Origin of the sequence: Mycobacterium bourgelatii (assembly GCF_010723575.1) — a bacterium.
In the GTDB taxonomy this organism is placed as follows: Bacteria; Actinomycetota; Actinomycetes; order Mycobacteriales; family Mycobacteriaceae; genus Mycobacterium; species Mycobacterium bourgelatii.
On sequence record NZ_BLKZ01000001.1, the window covers coordinates 2,363,224 to 2,388,139 of the forward strand.

General features: G+C 65.1%; 21 protein-coding genes. 10 read left to right on the forward strand and 11 right to left on the reverse strand.

Annotated elements, in window-relative coordinates:
- Positions 1–3 precede the first annotated feature (3 nt).
- From G6N68_RS10615 to G6N68_RS10625, 3 genes are read right to left on the reverse strand one after another with little or no spacing between them, the layout of a single operon-like run.
- A complete protein-coding gene (locus tag G6N68_RS10615) occupies positions 4–1,287 on the reverse strand; it encodes an alpha/beta hydrolase (protein ID WP_163711390.1) in 1,284 nt (427 codons plus the stop codon).
- On the reverse strand, positions 1,284–2,909 hold the full coding sequence (fadD12, locus tag G6N68_RS10620) for an acyl-CoA ligase FadD12 (RefSeq protein WP_163711394.1): 1,626 nt from the start codon (positions 2,907–2,909) through the stop codon (positions 1,284–1,286). Before fadD12 ends, G6N68_RS10615 begins: the two co-directional genes overlap by 4 nt.
- A 3-nt stretch (positions 2,910–2,912) precedes the next feature.
- Positions 2,913–3,653 (reverse strand): 1-acyl-sn-glycerol-3-phosphate acyltransferase, encoded by a 741-nt coding sequence (locus G6N68_RS10625; protein WP_163718435.1) that lies wholly within the window; start codon positions 3,651–3,653, stop codon positions 2,913–2,915.
- 200 nt (positions 3,654–3,853) lie between these two features.
- On the opposite strand from G6N68_RS10625, the gene G6N68_RS10630 reads away from it, so the two are divergent.
- From G6N68_RS10630 to tpiA, 8 genes are all read left to right on the forward strand, one after another.
- Entirely contained in the window at positions 3,854–5,104 is a 1,251-nt protein-coding gene (locus tag G6N68_RS10630; protein WP_163711397.1) for a PucR family transcriptional regulator, read from the forward strand.
- 93 nt (positions 5,105–5,197) lie between these two features.
- Positions 5,198–5,503: a hypothetical protein gene (locus tag G6N68_RS10635; RefSeq protein ID WP_163711402.1), complete on the forward strand. Its 306-nt coding sequence runs from the start codon at positions 5,198–5,200 to the stop codon at positions 5,501–5,503.
- 90 nt (positions 5,504–5,593) lie between these two features.
- Positions 5,594–5,845 carry a hypothetical protein gene (locus G6N68_RS10640; RefSeq protein ID WP_163711404.1) on the forward strand — a complete coding sequence of 84 codons (252 nt, stop codon included), beginning with the start codon at positions 5,594–5,596 and terminating at the stop codon, positions 5,843–5,845.
- A gap of 230 nt (positions 5,846–6,075) precedes the next feature.
- Entirely contained in the window at positions 6,076–7,833 is a 1,758-nt protein-coding gene (locus G6N68_RS10645; RefSeq protein WP_163711407.1) for a DUF3556 domain-containing protein, read from the forward strand.
- On the forward strand, positions 7,830–9,263 hold the full coding sequence (locus tag G6N68_RS10650) for a phytoene desaturase family protein (RefSeq protein WP_163711410.1): 1,434 nt from the start codon (positions 7,830–7,832) through the stop codon (positions 9,261–9,263). The genes G6N68_RS10645 and G6N68_RS10650 overlap by 4 nt, the downstream gene beginning before the upstream one ends.
- A gap of 212 nt (positions 9,264–9,475) precedes the next feature.
- Positions 9,476–10,495, forward strand: a complete 1,020-nt coding sequence (gene gap, locus G6N68_RS10655) for a type I glyceraldehyde-3-phosphate dehydrogenase (RefSeq protein ID WP_163711414.1) — start codon at positions 9,476–9,478, stop codon at positions 10,493–10,495.
- Positions 10,496–10,497: 2 nt separating this feature from the next.
- The gene (locus tag G6N68_RS10660; protein ID WP_163711417.1) at positions 10,498–11,736 is read left to right on the forward strand and encodes a phosphoglycerate kinase; all 1,239 of its coding nucleotides are present in this window, start codon (positions 10,498–10,500) and stop codon (positions 11,734–11,736) included.
- Positions 11,733–12,518 carry a triose-phosphate isomerase gene (tpiA, locus tag G6N68_RS10665; protein WP_163711420.1) on the forward strand — a complete coding sequence of 262 codons (786 nt, stop codon included), beginning with the start codon at positions 11,733–11,735 and terminating at the stop codon, positions 12,516–12,518. The genes G6N68_RS10660 and tpiA overlap by 4 nt, the downstream gene beginning before the upstream one ends.
- Before the next feature lie 268 nt (positions 12,519–12,786).
- Here tpiA and G6N68_RS10670 read toward each other — a convergent pair whose 3' ends face one another.
- The 3 genes from G6N68_RS10670 to secG all read right to left on the reverse strand — a co-directional run bounded on the left by G6N68_RS10670 (position 12,787) and on the right by secG (position 14,093).
- The gene (locus G6N68_RS10670) at positions 12,787–13,200 is read right to left on the reverse strand and encodes a nuclear transport factor 2 family protein (RefSeq protein ID WP_163711423.1); all 414 of its coding nucleotides are present in this window, start codon (positions 13,198–13,200) and stop codon (positions 12,787–12,789) included.
- Positions 13,201–13,339: 139 nt separating this feature from the next.
- Complete coding sequence (locus G6N68_RS10675) at positions 13,340–13,855, reverse strand: hypothetical protein (RefSeq protein ID WP_240355432.1); 516 nt, start codon at positions 13,853–13,855, stop codon at positions 13,340–13,342.
- 4 nt (positions 13,856–13,859) lie between these two features.
- On the reverse strand, positions 13,860–14,093 hold the full coding sequence (gene secG / locus G6N68_RS10680) for a preprotein translocase subunit SecG (protein ID WP_069418491.1): 234 nt from the start codon (positions 14,091–14,093) through the stop codon (positions 13,860–13,862).
- A 69-nt stretch (positions 14,094–14,162) separates the two neighbouring features.
- On the opposite strand from secG, the gene ppc reads away from it, so the two are divergent.
- Positions 14,163–16,970, forward strand: a complete 2,808-nt coding sequence (ppc, locus tag G6N68_RS10685) for a phosphoenolpyruvate carboxylase (RefSeq protein ID WP_163711426.1) — start codon at positions 14,163–14,165, stop codon at positions 16,968–16,970.
- A gap of 13 nt (positions 16,971–16,983) precedes the next feature.
- Here ppc and pgl read toward each other — a convergent pair whose 3' ends face one another.
- From pgl to tkt, 5 genes are read right to left on the reverse strand one after another with little or no spacing between them, the layout of a single operon-like run.
- A complete protein-coding gene (pgl, locus tag G6N68_RS10690; RefSeq protein ID WP_163711429.1) occupies positions 16,984–17,748 on the reverse strand; it encodes a 6-phosphogluconolactonase in 765 nt (254 codons plus the stop codon).
- On the reverse strand, positions 17,745–18,656 hold the full coding sequence (gene opcA / locus G6N68_RS10695) for a glucose-6-phosphate dehydrogenase assembly protein OpcA (RefSeq protein WP_163711433.1): 912 nt from the start codon (positions 18,654–18,656) through the stop codon (positions 17,745–17,747). Before opcA ends, pgl begins: the two co-directional genes overlap by 4 nt.
- A complete protein-coding gene (zwf, locus tag G6N68_RS10700) occupies positions 18,653–20,194 on the reverse strand; it encodes a glucose-6-phosphate dehydrogenase (RefSeq protein WP_163711436.1) in 1,542 nt (513 codons plus the stop codon). The genes opcA and zwf overlap by 4 nt, the downstream gene beginning before the upstream one ends.
- Positions 20,191–21,309 (reverse strand): transaldolase, encoded by a 1,119-nt coding sequence (gene tal / locus G6N68_RS10705; protein ID WP_163711440.1) that lies wholly within the window; start codon positions 21,307–21,309, stop codon positions 20,191–20,193. The genes zwf and tal overlap by 4 nt, the downstream gene beginning before the upstream one ends.
- A 16-nt stretch (positions 21,310–21,325) precedes the next feature.
- Positions 21,326–23,419 (reverse strand): transketolase, encoded by a 2,094-nt coding sequence (gene tkt, locus G6N68_RS10710; RefSeq protein WP_163711442.1) that lies wholly within the window; start codon positions 23,417–23,419, stop codon positions 21,326–21,328.
- 240 nt (positions 23,420–23,659) lie between these two features.
- On the opposite strand from tkt, the gene G6N68_RS10715 reads away from it, so the two are divergent.
- Entirely contained in the window at positions 23,660–24,598 is a 939-nt protein-coding gene (locus G6N68_RS10715; protein WP_163711445.1) for a heme o synthase, read from the forward strand.
- Positions 24,599–24,916 lie beyond the last annotated feature (318 nt).

Here is a 24,916-nt window from a genome sequence, read left to right on the forward strand (position 1 = left end):
GCCTCACGCGTTGTTCCGGCCAGGCGGGTTTGTCACATATACCCAGGACAGGAATTTCGCCACCGCCTCGGCGGACTTGTGCGCCCGCGGTGAACCGAAGACATCGAATCCGTGCTGGGCGTGAGGCAATTCGGCGTATGCCACCGGAGCCTTCGACACCTCCCGCAGCTCCCCGACGAACTCCCGCGCTTCTTCCACCGGAAGCAACGTGTCTTCGGTCCCGTGTAGCACGAAGAACGGTGGGGCGTCGGCGCGTACGTACCGGATCGGCGACGCGTCGAGATAGATGTCCCGGTGTGTGCGTAGCTTCTTCTTGACGACCACTGTCTCCAGAACCTTGACGAACGCTGCGCGCCCCGGGCCGTGGGTGGAATACCAGTCGTAGCGTCCGTAGACAGGGACGGCGGCGACCACCGACGTGTCCGCGTCCTCGAAGCCCGGCTGGAACTTGGGGTCGTTGGGCGTCAGGGCGGCCAGCGCGCAGAGGTGGCCACCAGCGGACCCGCCGCTGATCGCCACGAAATTCGGATCGCCGCCGTAGTCCGCGATGTTTTCCTTCACCCAGGCCAGCGCGCGTTTGACATCGACGATGTGGTCGGGCCAGGTATGCAACGGAGAGACGCGGTAGTTGATCGACACGCATATCCAGCCGCGCGAAACCAGGTGGCTCATCAACGGATACGCCTGCGGGCGGCGCCAACCGAGCATCCACGCGCCGCCGGGTATCTGCAGCAACACCGGTGCCTTGGCGTCCCGCGGCAAGTCGCGTCGGCGCCAGACGTCGGCCAGGTTGGCGCGCCCGTGCGGGCCGTAGGAGATGATGTTCTCCTTGTCGACGAAGCGGCGACGCGACATGGTGGTGCGCAGCGGCGGGTTTCGCCGGCCCCGCCGGGTGGGCTCCGTTGGCAGCGACTGCAACTCTTCTTCGTAGTCGGGTCCGAGTTGATCGGTGAGGCCCGCTTCCAGAACCGGGCCCGGGGTCGTCACACCGCGGTAGCCGATCACCGCGAGGAGCGCCCAGGACGCGGCCGTCAGGGCCAGCGCCGCCTTTCCTTTGGGCCCGGCGAAGTCGCCGCGCCGGCCGCGACGCGCGGCGTCCAGTGCGGAGACGGCGCCGTAGATGAGTGGCACCTCCGACGGCGGCCAACCGAACCAGAACACCGTGGGTCCGGCGTAGGGGTTACGGGTCAGCGGTCGAAATCCGTTGGCGGCGTTGACGAGTTCCAGCGCGCCACGGGCCAGTGGTCTGGGCTTGCGCACCTGCTGGATCAGTTCGCGAACCTTCATGAACCGCCTCCCACTTTGGCCTTCAATTCATTACGCAGGATCTTGCCGGTACTGCCGCGCGGCAACTCGTCGAGGATGTGGATCTCGCGCGGCACCTTGTAGTTGGCCAGGTTTTCCCGCACGTGCTGCTTGAGTGCTTCGACATCGGCGGTCGCGCCGGGCTCGAGCACCACGAACGCCGCCAGCCGCTGGCCGTACTGCTCGTCGTCCACTCCGATCACCGAGGCTTCGGCGACCTCCGGGTGGGTCGCCAACGTCTTCTCCACCTCGATGGGGTAGATGTTCTCGCCACCCGAGACGATCATTTCGTCGTCCCGGCCGACGACGAACAGTCGCCCGTTCTCGTCCAGGTAGCCGACATCGCCCGAGGACATGAATCCGGCGTGAAAGTCCTTGGTCGCGCCGGAGGTGTAGCCGTCGAATTGTGTCTTGTTGCGGACGTAGATGGTGCCCACCTCACTGACGGGCAGCTCGTTGAATTCCGAATCGAGGATGCGGATTTCGGTTCCCTCGGCGGGTTTGCCAGCGGTGTCGGGTGCCGCGCGCAGGTCCGCCGGTGTCGCGGTGGCGATCATGCCGGCCTCGGTGGCGTTGTAGTTGTTGTAGATGACGTCGCCGAACTGGTCCATGAACGAGATCACGACATCGGGCCGCATCCGCGAACCGGAGGCTACGGCGAAGCGCAAGGAGCGGCAGCTGTAGCGGTTGCGAACCTCGTCGGGCAACTCCATGATGCGGTCGAACATGACCGGCACCACAGCCAGGCCGGTGGCCTTGTGGCGGTCGATGAGTTCCAGCGTGGCTTCCGGATCGAACTTGCGCCGGGTGATCACCGTGCAGGCCAGCGATGAGGCCAACACCAGCTGCGAGAAACCCCACGCGTGGAACATCGGCGCCACGATGACGATCGGCTCCTCGGCCCGCCACGGTGTGCGGTCCAGGATGCCCTTGAGGACGCCGATGCCACCACCGCCGCCAGAATGCTTGGCGCCCTTGGGGGTTCCGGTGGTCCCCGACGTCAGCATGATGATCTTGGCCTTGTGGCCGGTGCGCCGAGGGGCCTGCCCGCGGTGCTTGGCGATCAGTTTCTCGACGGTGACGTCGTGACTTCCGTCGGACCATGCCACGATGCGGGCGGCGTCGGGCCTGTCGGCGAGGGCGCGGTCCACCGTTGGCGTGAACTCTTCGTCGTAGATGACGGCGTCGACCTTCTCCCGGGTCACCACCTCGGCCAGCGCCGGGCCGGCGAACGAGGTGTTGAGCAGCAGCACGTCGGCGCCGATCCTGTTGGCGCCCAACAACGCATCGACGAACCCCCGGTGGTTTCGGCACATGACGCCGACCACTTTGGGGGCTCCGGACGGCAGGGCCTGCAGGGCGGCGCCCAACGCGTTCCCACGGTCGTCGAGCTGCCGCCACGTCAGCGAACCCAGTTCGTCGATGAAGCCGGGGCTGTCCGGGCAGCGCTGCGACGCACCGGCGAACCCGGCGGTGAATCCAAGGCCCTCGCGGCGCATGGCCGCCGCCATCTTGATGTAGCGGTCGGGTCGCATCGGCGCGATCATTCCCGCGCGCCGCAACGTGGAGACGACGCCCAGCGCCTCTTCGATTCGAGAAGCCATAACTCAGCCCAGAATCGGGAAGCGTCGCTTGGCGGCGAGCTCGTTGAGCGCCTGCTGCATGACGAACCGCACGTGTTCGTCCACCTCGTCGATGTCGGGATTTTCACCGAACTCGGCGGTGATATCGATCGGATCCAGCACCTGCGTCACGATCTTGCTCGGCAACGGCAGGTTGGGCGGGATCGGACTGGTCAGCCCGAACGGGAACCCGAACGACAGCGGCAGGATGTCGCTGCGGATCAAGCGCTTCAAGCCCAGACGCCGGGCCAGCCAGGTGCCGCGGGTCAGATAGAGCTGGGTCTCCTGGCCACCGATGGACACCGCGGGCACGATGGGCACGCCCGCCTCGATCGCGGTGCTGACGTATCCCTTGCGGCCGTTGAAGTCGATGACGTTCTCCGCCGACGTCGGGCGGTAGGCGTCGTAGTCGCCGCCGGGGAAGACCACCACCACGCCGCCGGAACGCAGCGCGATGCCCGCGTTCTCGCGATTTGCCCGGATGTAGCCCACCTTGCGGAAGAAGTCCGCGGTGGGGCCCATGAAGAGGACGTCGTGGCTCAGCGTGTAGACCGGCCGGTCGTAGCCGAACTTGTCGTAGAAGTCGACGCTGAAGATCGGCACGTCCATCGGGAACTGTCCGCCGGAGTGGTTGGCGACGACGAGCGCGCCGCCGGGTGGGAAGGAATCGAGGCCGTGTACCTCGGCGCGGAAATACGTCTTCAGCACGGGACGCATGACGCTCATCAAGCGCTGCGTCGTGCCGGGATCGAATTTGCCGATGTCGTCGTCGCTCACTGAGGCTCCTTTGCCAACGAGTCTCTAGATCGTAGCGACCACGGCATGGAACGTTCTGGCGGTGTCGCTGGTGAAAAGTCTCCCGTTGTCGCTGGGACGGGTGCACAGTGATCAATGGGCTAACGCGTCAGCGGAGAAGGGACGCAGAAATGACAAGTGTCGACAGCGCGTCCATTCTGACGATCGTCGAACAATTGGACAAGATTCGCGACGAATTTATCGACGAAGTGTTCGAGATGATGAAGTCCGAGATCCGCGGCCTGAACTACGACACCCGCATGAACGAGTTGTGGCGGGCCAGCATCACCGAGAACTTTCTGGCGGGAATTCATTACCTGGCGCGGAATGAGCCGTCGTCGTTGATCGAGGCACCGGCGGCCGCGTTGGCCTACGCGCGTGCGGCCGCACAACGTGATATCCCGTTGGCGCCTTTGGTTCGCGCGCATCGGCTGGGGCAGGCGCACTTTCTCGAAGTGGCGATGCAGTATGCGTCGGTATTGGATCCCGCGCAGCAAGCGGCGACGATCATCGAGCTGGTGAATCGGGGGAACCGCCTGATCGATCTGGTGGCCGACCAGTTGATCATCGCCTATGAAGAGGAACACGATCGCTGGCTGAGTCGGCGCAGCGGCCTGCAGCAGCAGTGGATCAGCGAGGTGCTCGCGGGCACCCTGATAGACGTAGCGCGGGCCGAAAAGGGGCTGCGCTATCGGTTCGATGGCAGGCACATCGCGGCGGTGGTGTGGGTCGAACGCGACGTGCCCACCGTCGAGGTGGTGCGGCTCTTCGAACAAGTGCGGTCCTTGATCGCCGACGAATTGGAGCCCGTGGTCAGTTCGTTGATGGTGCCGACGGACGAACGCGAAGCCCGATTGTGGTTTTCGTCGGTGCGGCCCCTCGACGCGGCACGCCTGCGCGCGGCGTTGACCCGGGCGGGGATCCCTGCTCGGTTGGCGTTCGGTCGGGTAGAGGCCGGGCTACACGGGTTCCGGGCCTCGATGAAGCAGGCCGAACGGGTCAAGGCGGTGGCCGTCGCCGGCTGCGGTCGCATCGGTGAGCGCATCCTCTTCTATCGCGACGTCGCGCCGATCGCATTGATGGCGGGGGACGTGGATGAGTTGCGGCGCTTTGTCGCCGACACGTTGGGCGACCTTGGCGCCGACGACGAGCGGTGCGGTTGGCTGCGCGAAACCTTGCGCGAGTTCCTGGCTCGCAATCGCAGTTACGTGGCAACGGCCGAAGCTATGATCTTGCACCGCAACACCATTCAGTATCGAGTAGGCCAGGCGATGGACACCTGCGGGCAGGATTTCGACGACCCCGATGCGGTGTTCGCCGTGCAGATGGCGTTGGAGATCTGCCGGTGGATGGCGCCCGCTGTGCTGCGAGCACAACACTGAGCTGCATTTTCGGCTTCGACGCATAAGAGCTCACAGCCCTTGCGGCGTTAGCGTTTGCCCACGTCAAACGTCAAAGAATCAGGAGAGGCGGCAATGGACCGGCCGGCCGCAGGCATTGACCGGCGCGAGGCCGAATACTTTCTGCTTCTGCTCGCTCAGATCTGCAAACGCACCAACCTGCAGATCGTCAGCTACCAACGCGCGATCGAGGTTGCCGTAGCCGCCGGTCGTCACCAACAGGCCTGCGAGCTAAGGGAATTGATGGGCATGACGCAACAGGATCGAGAGATCCTCGCAGACTTGATCGATCGCCTGCAGGTGTCCGCCGACGCGTCGGTGGGTGAGGAGCGAGATCCGGCCGGGTGTCACGAGGGGTCACGCGTACGGCAACGCCTGTAATGGGCCTCGCACCAGCGTCGCCGGGTCCGTCTGGGTGGGGGCGGACCCGGCGAGCCGCCAGTAAACCAAATCCGAGTCGAGAGAGGCACGATGAATCCGCCCAACGCCACCGTCGAGCAACGCCAAACCGACCAGTTCCTGAAGCTGCTCGCCCAGATCTGCCGACGCATCAACCACCGGGTCGACTTGTACCAACGTGCGGGTGTCGCGTTCGACGGCGAAGCCCTCATCGAACGCCCCTCGGGCGTTAGACAGCTGGCCCGCCTTGACGAACGAGACCGACTGATCGTCGAAGAGTTGACCGGTCAGTTGCAGCGGCGCTTCCGGGCCGCTGACGGGTAGCGCCGGCGACGGTGCGCGGATTGATCGTCCCCACGCAGTAGCTGAAGCCGGGCCCGCCGGTCGGGCGGTGGGCCCGGCTTCTCAAATGTGCTTGGCCGCAGTGCTTTCGACCCGCCGAGTGCTAGCCGGACCACCCACCACCAAAACCGCCCGAACCCGATCCCCAAAATCGGCGCGGTGACCGATACATTGGACTCGCCATTTGGTTTTGCACCTGGAACGAGGCCGCCATGGGATTCATGTCACCCGAGCTTCCCGACGTCGATCGCGCCACTTGGCCCACCCTGCCGCGGGCAGAACGACTGAAGGTTGTCACTCGCCACTGGGCTGAACACGGTTTCGGGACACCGTATGCGGTGTATCTGCTCTACCTGCTGAAGATCGCTCTGTACGTCGCCGTCCCCGCCGCCATCATCTCGCTGACACCCGGCCTGCCCGGGCTCAGCCACATCAGCGAATGGTGGTGGCAGCCGATCGTGTACCAGAAGGTCATCATCTTCACGCTGCTGTTCGAAGTGCTGGGTCTGGGCTGCGGTTCCGGCCCGCTGACCGGACGGTTCATGCCGCCGATCGGCGGCGTGCTCTATTGGTTGCGGCCCAAGACGATTCGGCTGCCCCCGTGGGGGGACAAGGTCCCATTCACCAAAGGCGACTCCCGCACCATCGTCGACGTCGCCCTCTACGCCATCGTGTTGATCAGCGCGGTGTGGGCGCTGCTCTCGCCCGGTCACGGCGGCTCGGTCACCGCCGCCGGTGACGTTGGCCTGATCAACCCGCTGCTGGTGATTCCGACGATCGTCGCCCTGGCGCTGCTGGGTCTGCGGGACAAGACCATCTTCCTGGCGGCTCGCGGCGAGCACTACTGGTTGAAGCTGTTCGTGTTCTTCTTCCCGTTCACCGACCAGATCGCGGCGTACAAGATCATCATGCTCTGCCTGTGGTGGGGCGCGGCAACCTCAAAGCTCAACCACCATTTCCCCTACGTCGTGTCGGTAATGACGAGCAACAACGCGCTATTGCGCGGCAGGATCTTCAACCCGATCAAGCACCGGATCTACCGCGACCACGTCAACGATCTGCGGCCCACCTGGATACCGAAGGCGATGGCCCACGTCGGTGGCACCACCGCGGAGTTCATAGTCCCCACGCTGCTGGTGTTCGTCGCGGGCGATCAGCCGTGGCGGTGGTTCCTCATCGGGTTCATGGTGATCTTCCACCTCAACATCCTGTCCAACCTCCCGATGGGGGTGCCGTTGGAGTGGAACGTCTTTTTCATCTTCTCGCTGTTCTATCTGTTCGGGCATTATGGCGAGTTGCGTGCGATCGACCTGCGGTCGCCGCTGTTGCTGGCCCTGATACTCGCCGCGGTTGTCGTCGTGATCGTGGGAAACATGTATCCCGAGAAGGTTTCGTTCCTGCCGGCCATGCGCTACTACGCCGGCAACTGGGCCACCAGCGTCTGGTGCTTCAAAGAGGGCGTGGAGGACAAGATCGAGGCGAACGTGGTGAAGAGCTCACCGCTTGTGGTCAACCAGCTGGCCAAGCTCTACGACGAAGAGACGGCCGAGATCATGGCGGACAAGACCGCGGCGTTCCGGGCGATGCACACGCATGGCCGCGCACTCAATGGCCTGCTGCCCCGTGCGATCGACAACGAAGCCGAGTACAAGGTGCGTGAGGGCGAAATCGTTGCGGGCCCGCTGGTCGGTTGGAACTTCGGCGAGGGCCACCTGCACAACGAGCAGTTGCTGGAGGCGGTGCAACGACGGTGCAACTTCGACGAGGGTGAACTCCGCGTCATCGTCCTAGAGGGTCAGCCGATTCACATCCAGAAGCAGTGGTACCGCATCCTCGACGCCAAGACCGGCTTGATCGAATCCGGCTACGTCGAGGTCAAGGACATGCTGACCCGCCAGCCTTGGCCAGAACCCGGCGACGAGTTCCCCGTCCACATCACCACTCAACCCGTGGTCCACGGAAAGTCGTGACCCGGACCGGTAACAAGGCCGTCGTCGTCGGCGCCGGGCCCAACGGCTTGGCCGCGGCGATCCACCTTGCCCGCCAGGGACTCGACGTACAGGTCCTGGAGGCACGCGACACGATCGGTGGGGGAGCGCGCTCGAGTGAGCTGACCCTGCCGGGGCTCATCCACGACGACTGCTCGGCCTTTCATCCGCTCGGTGTCGGTTCGCCGTTCTGGCAGGAAATCGACCTGCAGAGTTACGGGCTGGCGTGGAAGTGGCCGGAGATCGACTGCGCGCATCCGCTCGATGACGGCACCGTCGGCGTGCTGTACCACTCGATCGACGACACCGCGGCAGGGCTGGGGTCCGACGGCAAGCGGTGGCGACTGGCCGTCGGTGACCTCGCCCGCGGCTTCGACGAACTGGCCGGCGATCTGCTTCGCCCGATCATCAACATCCCGCAACATCCGCTGCGGCTGGCCGCTTTCGGGCCGCGCGCCGTGTTGCCGGCCACTGTCATGGCGCGCTGGTTTCGGACCGAGCAAGCACGTGCGCTGTTCGGTGGTGCGGCCGCCCATCTCTACTCTCGTCTCGACCGTCCGCTGACCGCGTCCCTCGGGTTGATGATCCTGGCCAGCGGCCATCGCTACGGTTGGCCCGTCGCCGAGGGAGGGTCCGGATCGATCACGCGGGCGATGGGCGCCGCGCTGGCGGCGCACGGCGGTCAGGTAGCCACCGGCGTCACCGTCGCCAGCCGTCGCGACATTCCCGACGCCGACATTGTCATGCTCGACCTCAGCCCGGCCCAGGTGTTGACGATCTACGGCGACGCAATGCCCAGCCGAATCAAGCGCTCCTATCGCCGTTACCGCGAAGGATCGTCGGCGTTTAAGGTCGACTTCGCCATCGAGGGCGATATTCCGTGGCGAAACCCCGAGTGTGCCCGCGCGGGAACCGTTCACTTGGGTGGCACGTTCGCCGAGGTCGCCGACACGGAACGGCAGCGCGCGCAAGGCACGATGGCCCAACGGCCGTTCGTCCTCGTAGGCCAGCAGTACCTCGCCGATCCGTCGCGTTCGTCGGGCAACATCAACCCGATCTGGGCCTATGCCCACGTGCCGTTCGGCTACCCGGGTGACGCCACCAACGCCGTCGTCGAGCAGATCGAGCGGTTCGCTCCCGGGTTCCGCGACCGCGTCGTCGCGACTGTGAGCAAATCCACCGCCGAATTGCAGGACTACAACCCCAACTACATCGGTGGCGACATCATCGGCGGCGCCAACGACCGATTGCAGGTCATCTTGCGTCCACGGATAGCCCTGGACCCCTACGCGGTCGGAGTGCCGGGCGTCTACCTGTGCTCGCAGGCGGCCCCGCCGGGAGCCGGCATTCACGGCTTATGCGGCTATCACGCTGCGGAATCGGCGTTGCGCTGGTTGCGCAAGCGGCGCTGAACACCAGCCGCTCACCAATCGCCACGCCGGCCTGTAGCCGCCTGCGAGTGCCTCGGCAGGGGGAGTCGGTGGACCGGCTGGAGTGGCCACCGTCACTGGGACGGCCGCCCCTCGGCGGCGGTGGTCCTAGCTGTCAGCGCACGCTTGAGCCGGCTGATCTAGGCTGACCACGAGTAGTCACTCAGCAGACAAATGAACACAAGGAGAGACAAGTGACGGTCCGGGTAGGCATCAACGGCTTCGGTCGAATCGGACGCAACTTCTACCGGGCCCTCCTGGCCCAGAAGGAGCAAGGTGCCGCCGACATTGAGGTGATTGCCGTCAACGACATCACCGACAACAAGACATTGGCGCACCTGCTCAAATTCGACTCGATCCTGGGCCGGCTCCCGCAAGACGTGAGCCTGGAAGGCGAGGACACGATCGTCGTCGGAAGCAACAAGATCAAGGGCCTCGCGGTCAAGGAGGGCCCAGCCGCCTTGCCGTGGGGTGACCTCGGGGTTGACGTCGTGGTGGAATCCACCGGGCTGTTCACCAACGCCGCCAAGGCCAAGGGGCACCTCGAGGCCGGCGCCAAGAAGGTCATCATCTCCGCCCCCGCCACCGACGAGGACATCACCATCGTTCTCGGGGTCAACGACGACAAGTACGACGGCAGCCAGAACATCATTTCCAACGCCTCGTGCACCACGAACTGCCTGGGCCCGCTGGCCAAGGTGCTGCACGACGAGTTCGGCATCGTCAAGGGCCTGATGACCACCATCCACGCCTACACCCAGGACCAGAACCTGCAGGACGGTCCGCACAAGGACCTGCGCCGCGCCCGCGCGGCCGCGCTGAACATCGTGCCGACCTCCACGGGTGCGGCCAAGGCCATCGGCCTCGTGCTGCCCGAGCTGAAGGGCAAGCTCGACGGGTACGCGCTGCGGGTGCCGATCCCAACCGGCTCGGCCACCGACCTCACCGTGCAGCTGGCCAAGTCGGCCAGCGTCGAGGAGATCAACGCGGCGTTCAAGTCCGCCGCAGAGGGCAAGCTCAAGGGCATCCTCAAGTACTACGACGTGCCGATTGTCTCCAGCGACATCGTCACCGACCCGCACAGCTCGCTCTTCGACGCGGGCCTGACCAAGGTGATCGACGACCAGGCCAAGGTGGTGTCGTGGTACGACAACGAGTGGGGTTACTCCAACCGCCTCATTGATCTGGTCGCGCTGGTCGGCAAGTCCTTGTAGCCGTGGCCGTCCCAACTCTCAAAGAGCTTCTCGACGAGGGTGTTTCGGGTCGGGCGGTGCTGGTGCGCTCCGACCTGAATGTGCCACTCGACGAGGACGGCACGATTACCGACCCGGGCCGGATCACGGCCTCGGTGCCGACATTGAAGGCATTGCTCGATGGCGGCGCCAGGTTGGTGGTCACCGCGCACCTCGGCCGTCCCAAGGACGGGCCCGACCCCAAGCTGTCGCTGGCGCCCGTCGCCGCGGCACTGGGTGAGCAACTGGGCCGGCACGTGCAACTGGCCGGTGACGTCGTCGGCACCGACGCGCTGGCCCGCGCCGAGGGGCTCACCGAAGGCGACATCCTGCTGCTGGAGAACATCCGCTTCGACAAGCGGGAGACCAGCAAGAACGATGACGAGCGCCTGGCACTGGCCAAGCAGCTGGCCGAATTGGTCAGTCCCGGAGGCGCTTTCGTTTCCGACGGTTTCGGTGTCGTGCACCGCAAGCAAGCCTCGGTGTACGACGTCGCCACCCTGCTGCCGCATTACGCCGGCACGCTGGTCGCCGACGAGATCAAGGTGTTGGAGCAGCTGACCACCTCGACCGAGCGGCCCTACGCGGTGGTGCTCGGCGGATCCAAGGTGTCCGACAAGCTCGGTGTCATCGAGTCGCTGGCCACCAAAGCCGACAGCATTGTGATCGGCGGCGGCATGTGCTTCACATTCCTCGCCGCGCAAGGCTATTCGGTGGGCAAGTCGCTGCTGGAAGAAGACATGGTGGAGACCTGTCGCAACCTGCTCGACACCTATGCCGACGTGCTGCGGCTGCCCGGCGACATCGTGGTGACCGAAAAGTTCGCCGCCGACTCGGCCCCGCAGTTCGTGGCCGCCAACGCGATTCCGGACGACCTGATCGGCTTGGATATCGGGCCGGGATCGGTCAAGCGGTTCACTGCGTTGCTGTCCAACGCCAAAACCGTGTTCTGGAACGGACCCATGGGCGTTTTCGAGTTCCCGGCTTACGCCGCTGGGACCCGAGGGGTCGCCGAAGCGATCGTCGCCGCAACCAAGAAGGGCGCGTTCAGCGTGGTCGGCGGTGGTGACTCGGCAGCCGCGGTCCGTGCGCTGAAAATCCCGGAGGATGCTTTCTCGCACATCTCCACGGGTGGCGGTGCGTCATTGGAATACCTTGAGGGCAAAACACTTCCGGGTATCGAGGTGTTAGGTCGTGAGCAGCCGACGGGAGAAGATTCGTGAGCCGCAAGCCGTTGATCGCCGGCAACTGGAAGATGAATCTGAACCACTTCGAGGCGATCGCGCTGGTGCAAAAGATCGCATTCTCGTTGCCGGACAAGTACTACGACAAGGTTGACGTGACGGTCCTCCCGCCGTTCACCGACCTGCGCAGTGTGCAGACGCTGGTGGACGGCGACAAGCTGCGTTTGACCTACGGAGGTCAAGATTTGTCGCAGCACGATTCCGGCGCCTACACCGGGGAGATCAGCGGCGCGTTCCTGGCCAAGCTGGGTTGTACTTTCGTGGTAGTCGGGCACTCCGAGCGGCGTACCTACCACAACGAGGACGACGCGCTGGTGGCCGCCAAGGCCGCGGCCGCGCTCAAGCACGAGCTGACGCCGATCGTCTGCATCGGCGAGCACCTCGACGTCCGCGAGGCGGGAAATCACGTCAGCCACAACATCGAACAGCTGCGTGGCTCGCTGGCCGGGCTGTCGGCCGAGCAGATCAGCAAGGTCGTCATCGCTTATGAGCCGGTTTGGGCGATCGGCACCGGACGGGTGGCCAGCTCCGCCGACGCGCAGGAAGTGTGTGCGGCCATTCGCAAGGAGCTGGCCTCGATAGCCTCACCGCAGATCGCCGACTCCGTGCGGGTGCTCTACGGCGGCTCGGTGAACGCGAAGAACGTCGGAGACCTTGTTGCTCAGGAGGACATCGACGGTGGCCTGGTCGGAGGCGCGTCGCTGGACGGGGAGCAGTTCGCGACGTTGGCGGCCATCGCAGCCGGCGGGCCCTTGCCCTAGCGGTTTACCGGCATCCGGCGGCGGCTCACCGTCGGCGACCCCACCCCTGCGACACCTGATAGCCGTTCAAGAAGACCTGCGGCGTGTTGAGGCTTTTGTAGCCGATCTGCACAATTTGCGGATGGCTGGTGGTGACGGCAATGTGCCCGACTGGCGGTGGGGTTTGCTGCGGGGTCGGTTGCGGTAGTGGCTGGCCATGATGCCCACCCTTGGGGTATGGGCGGGTGGTGGCTCATCGGGATCCCTTGGTGCCTGCTACATGGTCAAGTCAGGTGGCCCGTTGCCGTAACAAGCCGAGCCAGATCGACGGATGTTTGAGCAGCTTGATCACCAGCGGCAGGGAATCGAAGTAGCTCACGCGTTCCGCGGCTTTGTCGCCGCGCATCATGAAGCGGTCGGTGGCCGGCCACTCGACTGTCTCGTTCCCGATCCGAGCGATCAGCCGGAACTCGATGAACAGCACGTCGCCGGTTTGGCTCGACCGGTCGACTTCCGCGTGCAGGTCGGGCAACAGGCTCAGCAGCCTGGCGAACTCCCGTTGAGCCGCGGGCAACCCGCGCCGTGTCGGTGAGAGAGGTTGTCTCAGCACCACGTCGTCATGAAGGAGGTCTTGCAGTCGCTCCGGAACCGGCGCCTTCCAGAAGTCGGCAAACCCCTCGACAAATACTCTGGTTGCGGTCATGAGCCTCCCCTTTGGTGTGGCACCGCGGGGCCGGGCCACCAGCGGCATCAGGTTGAGCAACGCCACCAGTAACGCTGATAAGGCGAGCATTATGCCCGGTGCCGCGTTAACGGCTGGTGCCGAACAAATCGGCTCGGCGTCAGATGGCGATCAGCAACATCAACAACGGCAACAACAGGGCGAACGCCGTGGTGGCGGCTATCACAGCGATGGTGACGCCAACACCGTTGAAGCTCTGCGGTGGGGGACCCAGCGAACCCGCGCTGAACCCCCAGACCGGCGCCTTGTATTCCAGCTCCACGAAGCGGCCCGGATATACGTCGACCAGCGTGTCGGCCGGTCCGAGCTGAGAGATCAACCAGTACGGGATGTGGACATGCACGCGGTGCCGGCCCGGTGGCATCGGGATCACGGTGCGCCCCCAGCCAACCACCGGCACCTGATACCCGTTGATCGCAATCAGCGGCTTGAACAGCGCCAACATGAACGCCAGTGGGAAGAAGTGCGTGGTGACGGCAATTCCTTGACCGGGACCCTGACCCGGGAAACCCTGCCCCGGGAAACCCTGCCCCGGGCAACCCTGCCCCGGGAAACCCTGCCCCGGGAAACCATGCCCCGGGAAGCCGTGGCCCGGGGCGCCGTGCGGGTAACTCACACCGTCACTGGTACTTGATCAGCAGCGCCACACCGATGATCGACACCAGCCAAATACCGGTGATGAACAGCGTCAATCGGTCCAGGTTCTTCTCGACCACCGTCGATCCGGACAGGCTGGACTGCACACCGCCGCCGAACAGCGTGGACAGGCCGCCGCCCTTCGCTCGGTGCAGCAGCACCAACAGCACCACCAGCACGCTGGTGACCACGAGCGTGATCTGCAAAGCCAATTCCACGACAGGAAGCCTACCGAACGGACGTGCGCCGACAGGCGCCGGGCGCGCAGGTCGCTAATACTGGGACGCATGGTTGAGGTTTCTGACACCGCGCTGGAACCGATCGGCGACGTTCATCGCACCAAGCTGGGCCGTGAGGCGACGGAGCCGATGCGCGCCGATATCAGGCTGCTGGGCGCCATCCTGGGCGACACCGTGCGCGAGCAGAACGGCGAAGAGATTTTCGAGCTCGTCGAGCGGGCCCGGGTGGAGTCCTTCCGGGTGCGGCGCTCCGAGATCGACCGCGCCGAGATTTCGCACATGTTCGACGGCATCGACATCCACCAGGCGTTGCCGGTCATCCGCGCATTCACCCACTTCGCGCTGCTGGCCAACGTGGCCGAGGACATCCACCGGGAACGCCGCCGCAGCATTCACGTCGCCGCCGGCGAACCCCCACCGGACAGCACCCTGGCCGCGACATACCTGAAACTCAAAGAGGCCGAACTGGATTCGGAGACGGTGGCCGATGCCCTTCGGGGAGCGCTGGTTTCGCCGGTGATCACCGCGCATCCCACCGAAACCCGTCGGCGCACCGTCTTCGTCACACAGCACCGGATCACCGACCTGATGCGCCTGCGCGCCGAGGGCCATACCGAGACCGACGACGGCCGCAGCATCGAATTGGAGTTGCGGCGCCAGATCCTCACGCTGTGGCAGACCGCGCTGATACGTCTGTCGCGGCTACAGATCAGCGACGAGATCGCCGTCGGTCATCGGATGTACCCGCAGGCGTTCTTCAAGGTCGTCCCGCAGATCAACGCCGAGGTCCGAGACGCCTTGCGGGAGCTTTGGCCGGGCACCGACCTGCTGTCCGAACCCTTTGTGCAGCCGGGTTCGTGGATCGGCGGGGACCGCGACGGCAACCCCAACGTGACCGCCGACGTGGTGCGGCTGGCCACCGGCGGCGCCGCCTACACCGCCCTGGCGCACTACCTGGCCGAGCTCGACCAGCTCGAACAAGAGCTGTCGATGTCGTCGCGCCTGCTCAGCGTCACACCCGAGCTGGCCGCCCTGGCCGACGGCTGTCAGGACAAGGCCCGCGACGACGAGCCCTACCGCCGCGCGGTGCGGGTGATCCATGCGCGGCTCTCCGCGACCGCCGCCGAGATCCTGGACCGGCAGCCGCAGCACCTGCTGGACCTGGGTTTGCCGCGCTATGAAGGCCCGGCCGAGCTGCGGGCGGATCTGGACACCATCGACGCGTCGCTGCGCACGCACGGCAGTTCGTTGCTGGCCGACGACCGGCTGGCGCTGCTGCGCGAGGGGGTGCATGTGTTCGGGTTCCACCTGTGCGGCCTGGACCTGCGGCAGAACTCGGACGTGCACGAGGAGGTGGTCGCCGAGTTGCTCGCGTGGGCCGGCGTGCACGAAGACTACGGCTCGTTGCCCGAAGATGAACGGGTCGAGTTGCTGGCCGCTGAGCTGAGCACCCGCCGTCCGCTCGTCGGTGACCGCGGCCAGTTGTCCGATCTGGCGCGCAGCGAACTGGAGATCGTCTCGGCCGCCGCCTACGCGGTGCGGACGTATGGCCCCGCCGCGGTACCCAACTACGTCATCTCCATGTGTCGCTCGGTATCGGACGTCCTGGAGACGGCGATCCTGCTCAAGGAGGCGGGCCTGCTGGATGCCTCCGGTGACGAGCCGTACTGCCCGGTGGGCATCTCACCGCTGTTCGAGACGATCGACGATCTGCACAACGGGGCATCGATCCTGCACGCGATGCTGGAACTTCCGCTGTACCGCAGGATCGTCGCCGCGCGCGGCGACTTCCAAGAGGTCATGCTGGGCTACTCCGATTCCAACAAGGACGGCGGGTATCTGGCGGCGAACTGGGCCGTCTATCGTGCCGAACTCGCGCTGGTTGAGACGGCCCGCAAGACCGGAATTCGGTTGCGGCTCTTCCACGGTCGCGGTGGCACGGTCGGTCGCGGCGGGGGCCCCAGCTATCAGGCCATCCTGGCGCAGCCGCCGGGTGCGGTGAGCGGTTCGCTGCGACTCACCGAGCAGGGTGAGGTGATCGCCGCCAAGTACGCCGAACCCCAGTTGGCGCGGCGCAACCTGGAAAGTCTGTTGTCCGCCACCCTGGAATCGACGCTGCTGGACGTGGAAGGTCTGGGCGACACGGCGGAGCCGGCCTATGCGGTGCTCGAGGAAGTGGCCGCCTTGGCGCAGCGTGCCTATGCCGAATTGGTCCATGAGACAGACGGTTTCGTCGAGTACTTCAAGGCGTCGACGCCGGTGAGTGAGATCGGGTCACTGAACATCGGCAGCCGGCCTAGTTCTCGCAAGCCAACCGAGTCCATCGCCGACCTGCGGGCGATCCCGTGGGTGTTGGCGTGGAGCCAGTCGCGCGTAATGCTGCCCGGTTGGTACGGCACCGGTTCGGCGTTCGAACAGTGGGTCCAGGCCGGGCCGGAAAGTGAAGACGAGCGGCTGGCAACTCTGCATGACCTGTACGAGCGTTGGCCGTTTTTCCGCAGCGTGCTATCCAACATGGCCCAGGTCCTGGCCAAGAGCGACCTCGGTCTGGCGGCGCGATACTCCGAACTGGTCGAAGATGAAGCGTTGCGGCACCGGGTCTTTGACAAGATCGTCGATGAGCATCGGCGAACGATCGCGATGTACAAACGGATCACGGGCCAAGACGACCTACTGGCCGACAATCCGGCCCTGGCGCGGTCGGTGTTCAACCGCTTCCCGTATCTGGAGCCGCTGAATCACCTGCAGGTCGAGTTGTTGCGCCGCTACCGCTCCGGTGAGGACAACGACTTGGTGCAGCGAGGCATTTTGCTCACCATGAACGGACTGGCCAGCGCGCTGCGCAACAGCGGCTGAAGCCGGCCAGGAGCTACGCGCGGTCAGGAAGCCGCGACGCGGCGCCTTCGTCCAATAGCCAGAGCGTGGTGTCGCGGCCGGTGGCTCCCGCGGCCGGCAGGGACACCGGGTCCCCGCCGCCGATCGCGGCGGCCACCGCCTCCGCCTTGCTCGCACCGGACACCATCAGCCATACCTCGCGGGAACGTTGAATCGCGGGCAGCGTCAGGGTGATTCGTTCGGGTGGTGGCTTGGGGGAGTCGTTGACGGCCACCACCATGCGGGTGGTCTCGCGCACCGCGTCGGTGTCCGGGAACAGCGAGTTGATGTGGCCCTCGGGCCCCATCCCCAGCAGGTGGACATCAAAATCCGGTGCGGGGTTTCCGTTTTCGGCGTTGGCGGCCAACACCTGCTCGTATGCCAGCGCCGCGGCTTCCAGGTCCCCGCCGTACTCACCATCGCTGGCCGCCATCGGGTGCACCTGACTCGACGGGATGTCGACGTGGTCGAGCAACGCCTCGCGCGCCTGCTTCTCGTTGCGCTCGTCGTCGTCTTCCGGAACGTACCGGTCGTCACCCCAGAAGAGGTGCACCTTGGACCAGTCGATGTGCCGCCCGTTGGAGGTGGCTTTGGGGCTGGTCAGGTAGCGCAGCAGCGCAATGCCATTGCCCCCGCCGGTCAAGACGATCAGCGCGCGCCCCCTGGACGCGACCGCGGTGAGGATGGAGTCGATCAAGCGGTTGCCCGCTGCCTCGACCAGGGTCTCACTGTCCGGAAAAATCTGAATCTTGGTACTCACACGTACTGCACTTTGTTAATGCCCTCCAAGGCGTCGTGGTAGATCTCGTCGGCATCCAAGCGGCGTAGGTCCTCGGCCAGACATTCCCCGGTTACCCTGCGCGGCAACGGAACCAGGGCATCTGGCTTCGCTGTGCGGCTCAAGGTGGCGGTCGTTCCCTCCTGGGGTCGGCTCAACGTGATGGTTTCGCTCTTGCGCACCAGCTCGACTTTCAGTTCACCGACCTCACGGCGCACCGGACCGTCGATGCGGCTCGCCAGCCAACCAGCTAGGATGTCAAGCGCCGGTTCGGTTTTCAGCCCAGAGATCAGAGCCGACTCGATCGGTTCGTGCGGCGGCAGATCGACGGCCGAGGTGAGCAGCGCCCGCCAGTACGTGATACGGCTCCAGGCCAGGTCGGTGTCGCCAGAGTTGTAGCCGGCCAGCCGGCTCTTGATCGCCGACAACGGGTCGACGGCGTTGGTGGCATCGGTGATACGGCGAATCGCCAACTTACCCAACGGATCCTGCGCCGGTACAGCTGGCGCGATGTCGGGCCACCACGCCACCACCGGGATGTCGGGTAGTAGGAACGGGACCACGACGCTGTTGGCGTGACCCGACAGCGCCCCCGAAAGCCGCAGGATCACCACCTCGCCAGCGCCGGCGTCGCGACCCACCCGGATCTCGGCGTCCAGTCCTGGTTTGTCCGCGTACGGGTCACCGCGCATGGCGACGATGACCCGGGCGGGATGCTCGTGGCTGGCGTCATTGGCGGCCTGAATGGACTCTTCCAGCACGCTGTCACTGTCCGGCGCGATGATGAGCGTGAGGACCCGGCCCATCGTGACGATGCCGGCCTCTTCGCGCAGCCCGTCAAGCTTCTTGTTGACCGCGGTGGTGGTCGTTAGCGGCAAAGTGACGATCATGGCCGCCGCCATTCCCGGCCGGTCCGGCGCAGCATCTCAAACGCTGAATCCGGACCCCAGGTACCAGCCTCGTACGGCTCGGGTTTGCCGTGGCCCGCCCAATTCTCGAGCACCGGATCCAGTATCTGCCAAGCCAATTCGACCTCTTCGTTGACCGGAAACAAGGACGGTTCACCGAGCAGCACGTCCAGGATCAGTCGCTCGTAGGCTTCCGGTGATTCCTCCGCGAAGGCCGAGCCGTAGGAGAAGTCCATGTTGACGTCGCGGACTTCCATCGCGGTGTCGGGCACTTTGGACCCGAACCGCAGCGTGATGCCCTCATCGGGCTGCACCCGGATGACCATGGCGTTGGCGCCGAGCTCGTCGGTCATGGTGGCGTCGAACGGCAGATGCGGTGCGCGCTTGAACACCAACGCGATCTCGGTCACCCTGCGCCCCAGCCGCTTTCCGGTCCGCAGGTAGAACGGCACACCCGCCCAGCGCCGGGTGTCCACCTCGAGTGTGATGGCGGCAAAGGTCTCGGTGATGGAGTCTTTGGAGAACCCCTCCTCGTCGAGCAGGCCGACCACCTTCTCGCCGCCCTGCCAGCCGGCCGCGTACTGGCCCCGGCTGGTGGTCTCGTCGAGTGGCTCCGCGAGTCGCGTCGCCGAAAGCACCTTGATCTTCTCGGTCTGCAACGCCTTTGGGGTGAAGCTGACCGGCTCTTCCATTGCGGTCAGCGCCAACAGCTGCATCAGGTGGTTCTGAATGACGTCGCGGGCCGCGCCGATGCCGTCGTAGTAGCCGGCCCGTCCGCCCAGCCCGATGTCCTCGGCCATGGTGATCTGCACGTGGTCGACGTAGTGCGCGTTCCAGATCGGGTCGAACAGCTGGTTGGCGAATCGCAGCGCCAGGATGTTCTGCACGGTCTCTTTGCCCAGATAGTGGTCGATTCGAAACACCGACTCTTCCGGGAAGACCGAGTTGACGGTCTTGTTCAGGTCCTGTGCGCTCGCCAGGTCGTGGCCGAAGGGCTTTTCGATGACCACTCGGCTCCACCTGTCGCCCTGCGGGCGGGCCAGGCCGGATTTGGACAGCTGCTCGCACACGATCGGGAAAGACTTCGGTGGGATCGCCAGGTAGAAGGCGTGATTGCCGCCCGTGCCGCGTTCGGCGTCCAACTTCTCCAGCGTCTCGGCGAGCCGGGCGAAGGCTTCGTCGTCATCGAAAGCGCCTGGTACGAAACGAAATCCCTCGGCGAGCCGGTCCCAGTTCTCCTGCCGAAACGGCGTCCGGCAGTGCTGTTTGACGGCATCGTGCACCACCTGGCCGAAGTCCTGGGTGGTCCAGTCTCGGCGCGCGAAACCCACCAGGGAAAACGTGGGCGGTAGCAAGCCGCGGTTGGCCAGGTCGTAGATCGCCGGCATCACCTTCTTGCGAGCCAGGTCGCCAGTGACGCCGAAGATCACCATCCCGCAGGGCCCCGCGATTCTGGGCAGCCGCTTGTCGCGCTTGTCTCGCAGTGGGTTCTGCCACTGCGTTGGTGCCGATGGGCTCATTTGTCGGCGGAGTCGAGCTGCGCCTGAGTCTCCTTGAGCAGTTCGTTCCAGGACTGCTCGAACTTCTCTACACCCTCGTTCTCCAGCACGATGAAGACATCGTCCAGGTCGATCCCGATGGCCTGGAGCTTGTCGAAAACCTGCTGGGCATCCGAAGCGGTGCCGGACACCGTGTCGCCCTTGACTTCGCCGTGGTCGGCGACGGCGTCAAGTGTCTTCTCCGGCATGGTGTTTACCGTTCCGGGAGCGACCAGCTCGGTGACATAGAGGGTGTCGGAGTAATCGGGGTTCTTCACACCGGTCGACGCCCATAGGAGCCGCTGCACCCGTGCGCCGTGAGCCTTGAGCGCCGCAAAGCGCTCCCCGCCCTCGAACACTTCTTGGTAGGCGGCGTAGGCCAGTCGTGCGTTGGCGACGGCCGCCTGGCCGAGCAGCTTGCGTGCTTCCTCGGTGCCGATCTTCTCCAGCCGCTTGTCGATCTCGGTGTCCACCCGGGACACGAAAAACGAGGCCACAGAATGGATCTTGGACAGGTCGTGGCCGGCTTCCTTGGCCCGCTCCAGTCCCTCGAGGTAGGCGCCCATCACCGCGCGGTAACGCTCGACGGAGAAGATCAGCGTGACGTTGACCGAAATGCCTTCTGCCAGAGTCGCGGCAATGGCCGGGATGCCGGCCTCGGTGGCCGGTATCTTGATCAGCAGGTTCGGCCGGTCGACGATCTTCCACAGCTCGACGGCTTGCTGCACGGTCTTTTCGGTGTCGTGCGCCAAGCGCGGGTCAACCTCGATCGACACGCGGCCGTCGACTCCGTCAGACGCTTCCCACTGCGGACGCAGCACGTCGCACGCGTTGCGGACGTCGTCGGTGGTGACGGTACGGATGGTGGCATCGACGTCGGCGCCGCGTTCGGCCAGTTCGGCGACCTGCGCGTCGTAAGTGTCACTGTCCGCCAACGCCTTTTGGAAGATGGACGGGTTCGTGGTCACTCCCACGACGCTCTTGGTGTCGATCAGTTCCTGCAGGTTGCCGGAATTGATCCGGTCGCGTGACAAGTCATCGAGCCATACGGACACCCCGGCCGCGCTCAACGCGGCGAGGTTGGAATTCTGCGTCATCTTGAATCACCTTTTCTCAATTATCGACGACTTCTTCCGCGGCGGCAGCGACGGCTTCAGCCGTGAAGCCGTACTCGCGGAACAATGTCTTGTAATCGGCGGATTCGCCGTAGTGCTCAATCGAGACGATCTTTCCGGTGTCACCGACGAGCTTGTGCCACGATTGCGCGACGCCGGCCTCGACCGCGACGCGCGCCGATACCGACGGCGGCAGCACACTGTCGCGGTACTCGACGGGCTGGGACTCGAACCACTCGACGCACGGCATGGAAACGACCCGCGCGACGATGTCCTTGTCCGCCAACAACTTCTGCGCCTCGACCGCGAGCTGCACCTCGGAGCCGGTGGCGATCAACACGACGTCCGGTTCCTCGTCGTCTTCCTCCTGGCCCAAGATGTAGCCACCGCGCGCGACACCTTCCGGGCTGGTGCCCTCCAGCACGGGCACGTTCTGGCGGGTCAGCATCAACCCGGCCGGGCCGCTTCCGTTGCCGCGAGCCAGAATCGTGTGCCACGCGTACGCCGTTTCGTTGGCGTCGGCCGGGCGCACCACCGACAGGTTGGGGATGGCGCGCAGCGCTGAAAGGTGCTCGATCGGTTGGTGCGTCGGGCCGTCTTCGCCCAACCCGATCGAATCGTGCGTCCAGACGTAGATGGTGTCGATATCCATCAGCGACGCCAACCGCACGGCGGGACGCATGTAGTCCGAGAACTGCAAGAACGTGCCACCATACGCCCGGGTGGGGCCGTGCAGGACGATCCCGGACAGGATGGCGCCCATGGCGTGCTCCCGCACCCCGAAGTGCAGGGTGCGGCCGTACCAGTCCGCGGTGTAGTCCTTGGTCGAGATCGACGGCGGACCAAATGACTTCGCGCCTTTGATGGTGGTGTTATTGCTGCCCGCCAAGTCGGCCGAACCGCCCCACAACTCCGGCAACTTCGGTCCCACCGCGTTCAGCACGTCCTGGGATGCCTTGCGGGTGGCCACCGCGTCGGAGCCGGGTTCCCACTTGGGCAGGTCGGCATCCCAGCCCTCGGGCAACTCATTGGCCGTCAACCGGTCCAGCAGCGCCTTACGTTCGGGCTCCCGCTCGGCCCAGGCGTCGAACTCCTGCTGCCATTTCTCGTGGGCTTCCTTGCCGCGGTCCACCAACTTGCGGGTGTGAGCGATGACCTCGTCACGCACCTCGAAGGTTTTGTCGGGGTCGAAGCCGAGGATCTTCTTCACCTCGGCCACCTCTTCGTCGCCGAGCGCGGCGCCGTGCGCCTTACCGGTGTTCATCAGGTTGGGCGCCGGGTAGCCGATGATGGTGCGCAGCACGATGAATGACGGGCGGCCGGTTTCGGCCTTTGCATTTGCGATCGCCTCTTCGATGCCGACGACGTTCTCGCCGCCCTCCACCTCCTGCACGTGCCAGCCGTAGGCCCGGTAGCGCGCAGCGGTGTTCTCGCACAGGGCGATCTTGGTGTCGTCCTCGATCGAGATCTGGTTGCTGTCGTAGAACACGATCAGGTTGCCCAGTTGCTGCACGCCGGCCAGCGACGACGCTTCGGATGTCACGCCCTCTTCGATGTCACCGTCGGAGGCGATCACGTAGATGTAGTGGTCGAACGGGCTGGTGCCGGGCTCGGCGTCCGGATCGAACAGGCCACGCTCGTAGCGGGCCGCCATCGCCATCCCGACCGCCGAGGCCAACCCCTGACCCAACGGCCCGGTGGTGATCTCCACACCCCGGGTGTGCCGGAACTCCGGGTGGCCCGGGGTCTTGGACTTCCAGGTCCGCAGCGCCTTGATGTCCTCCAGTTCGAGGCCGAACCCGCCGAGGTAGAGCTGCAGATAGAGCGTCAGGCTGCTGTGCCCCGCCGAGAGCACGAAGCGGTCGCGGCCGAGCCAATGGGTATCGCTGGGATCGTGCCGCAGGGTGCGCTGGAAGAGCGTGTAGGCCAGCGGGGCCAGGCTCATCGCCGTGCCGGGGTGACCATTGCCCACCTTTTGGACGGCGTCGGCGGCGAGGATTCGGATCGTGTCGACCGCAGCCGAATCGATCTCGGTCCAATCGTCGGGGTGGCGCGGTCGGGTTAACGCGGAGATCTCTTCGAGTGTGGTCACAAATTCAGCCCTCAATCCTGAGCGAATTAAACTGATCAAAGCCCACCCTAGTGGGGGATGGCGGACAGCAGCAGGCCCAGTTCGGGGGTACCCACTCAGAGGGCGTGAAACGTAACCTGCCGGCCATCCGACCTTTGCATTCGGTGGCAAGTGCACCCTAGGCTGCCGCAGTCGTGCTGATGCGGTCTACCATCGTGCGTAGTAGAAGCTGCGCGCGGCTGCGATCCGAGGAGTTTATGCGTGAGCGTTCGCGGGCGCGTCGCGCCTAGCCGAATAGAAGGCGGTGTCACCCGCCGCATTTCCGGCACGGTGCTGGCATACCTGGCATTGACCAAGCCACGGGTCATCGAGCTGCTGCTGGTCACCGCGATACCGGCGATGCTGCTGGCCCACCGCGGCAGCGTGAACCCGTTGCTGATCCTCAACACGCTGGTCGGCGGCATGATGGCCGCCGGTGGCGCCAACACGCTCAACTGTGTGGCCGACGCCGATATCGACAAGGTGATGAAGCGGACCGCGCGCCGGCCGCTGGCGCGGGCCGCGGTGCCGCCCAGGAATGCCCTCATCCAGGGACTGGTGCTGACCGCGGGAGCCTTCTTCTGGTTGTGGTGGACGACCAACCTGCTGTCCGGGATTCTGGCCCTGGCGACCGTGGCCTTCTATGTCTTCGTGTACACGCTGTGGCTCAAACGCCGCACGTCGCAAAACGTGGTCTGGGGCGGGGCCGCCGGCTGTATGCCGGTGATGATCGGCTGGTCCGCCAGCACCGGGACGATCACCTGGCCGGCCCTGGCGATGTTCGCGATCATCTTCTTTTGGACTCCGCCGCATACCTGGGCATTGGCGATGCGGTACAAGGAGGACTACAAAATTGCCGGCGTGCCGATGCTGCCGGCCGTGGCGACCGAGCGTCAGGTCACCAAGCAGATCTTGATCTACACCTGGCTGACCGTGCTGGCGACGTTGGCGTTGACGCCGGCCGCCGGTTGGCTGTACGCGGCGGTCGCCGTGGTGGCCGGGGTCTGGTTCCTGGCCATGGCGCATCAGTTGTACGCCGGAGTACGTGCCGGGGAGCCGGTGAAGCCGTTGCGCTTGTTCCTGCAGTCGAACAACTACCTGGCGGTGGTGTTCTGCGCGCTTGCCGTCGATTCGGCGATCGCGTTGCCGACTCTGATCTGACGTTCAGAACCACAACGATTAAAAGCCACGTCCGTACCGCGCCGGTGGCAGAGGCTCGGAGCGGCAGCGAATCAAAATCCCAGTTCGCGAGCGCTTTTCAAGCCGTGGGCCGCATCGACGTTCGGTAGCACCAGTCCCCTCGCGGGGCGCCTCGGCCGAGGTTATGCGTTTGCGATACCCGCCGTCGCGATATCGGATAAACGAGTAATACCAGCCCATTTCGACTTGTCCGCTCACGAATTCGAGCTTGTCCCGCAAAGACCAAATATGGAGGTGCCCGGCATGATGTTGCACATTGTCCCTGAAGGCTCGTTTACC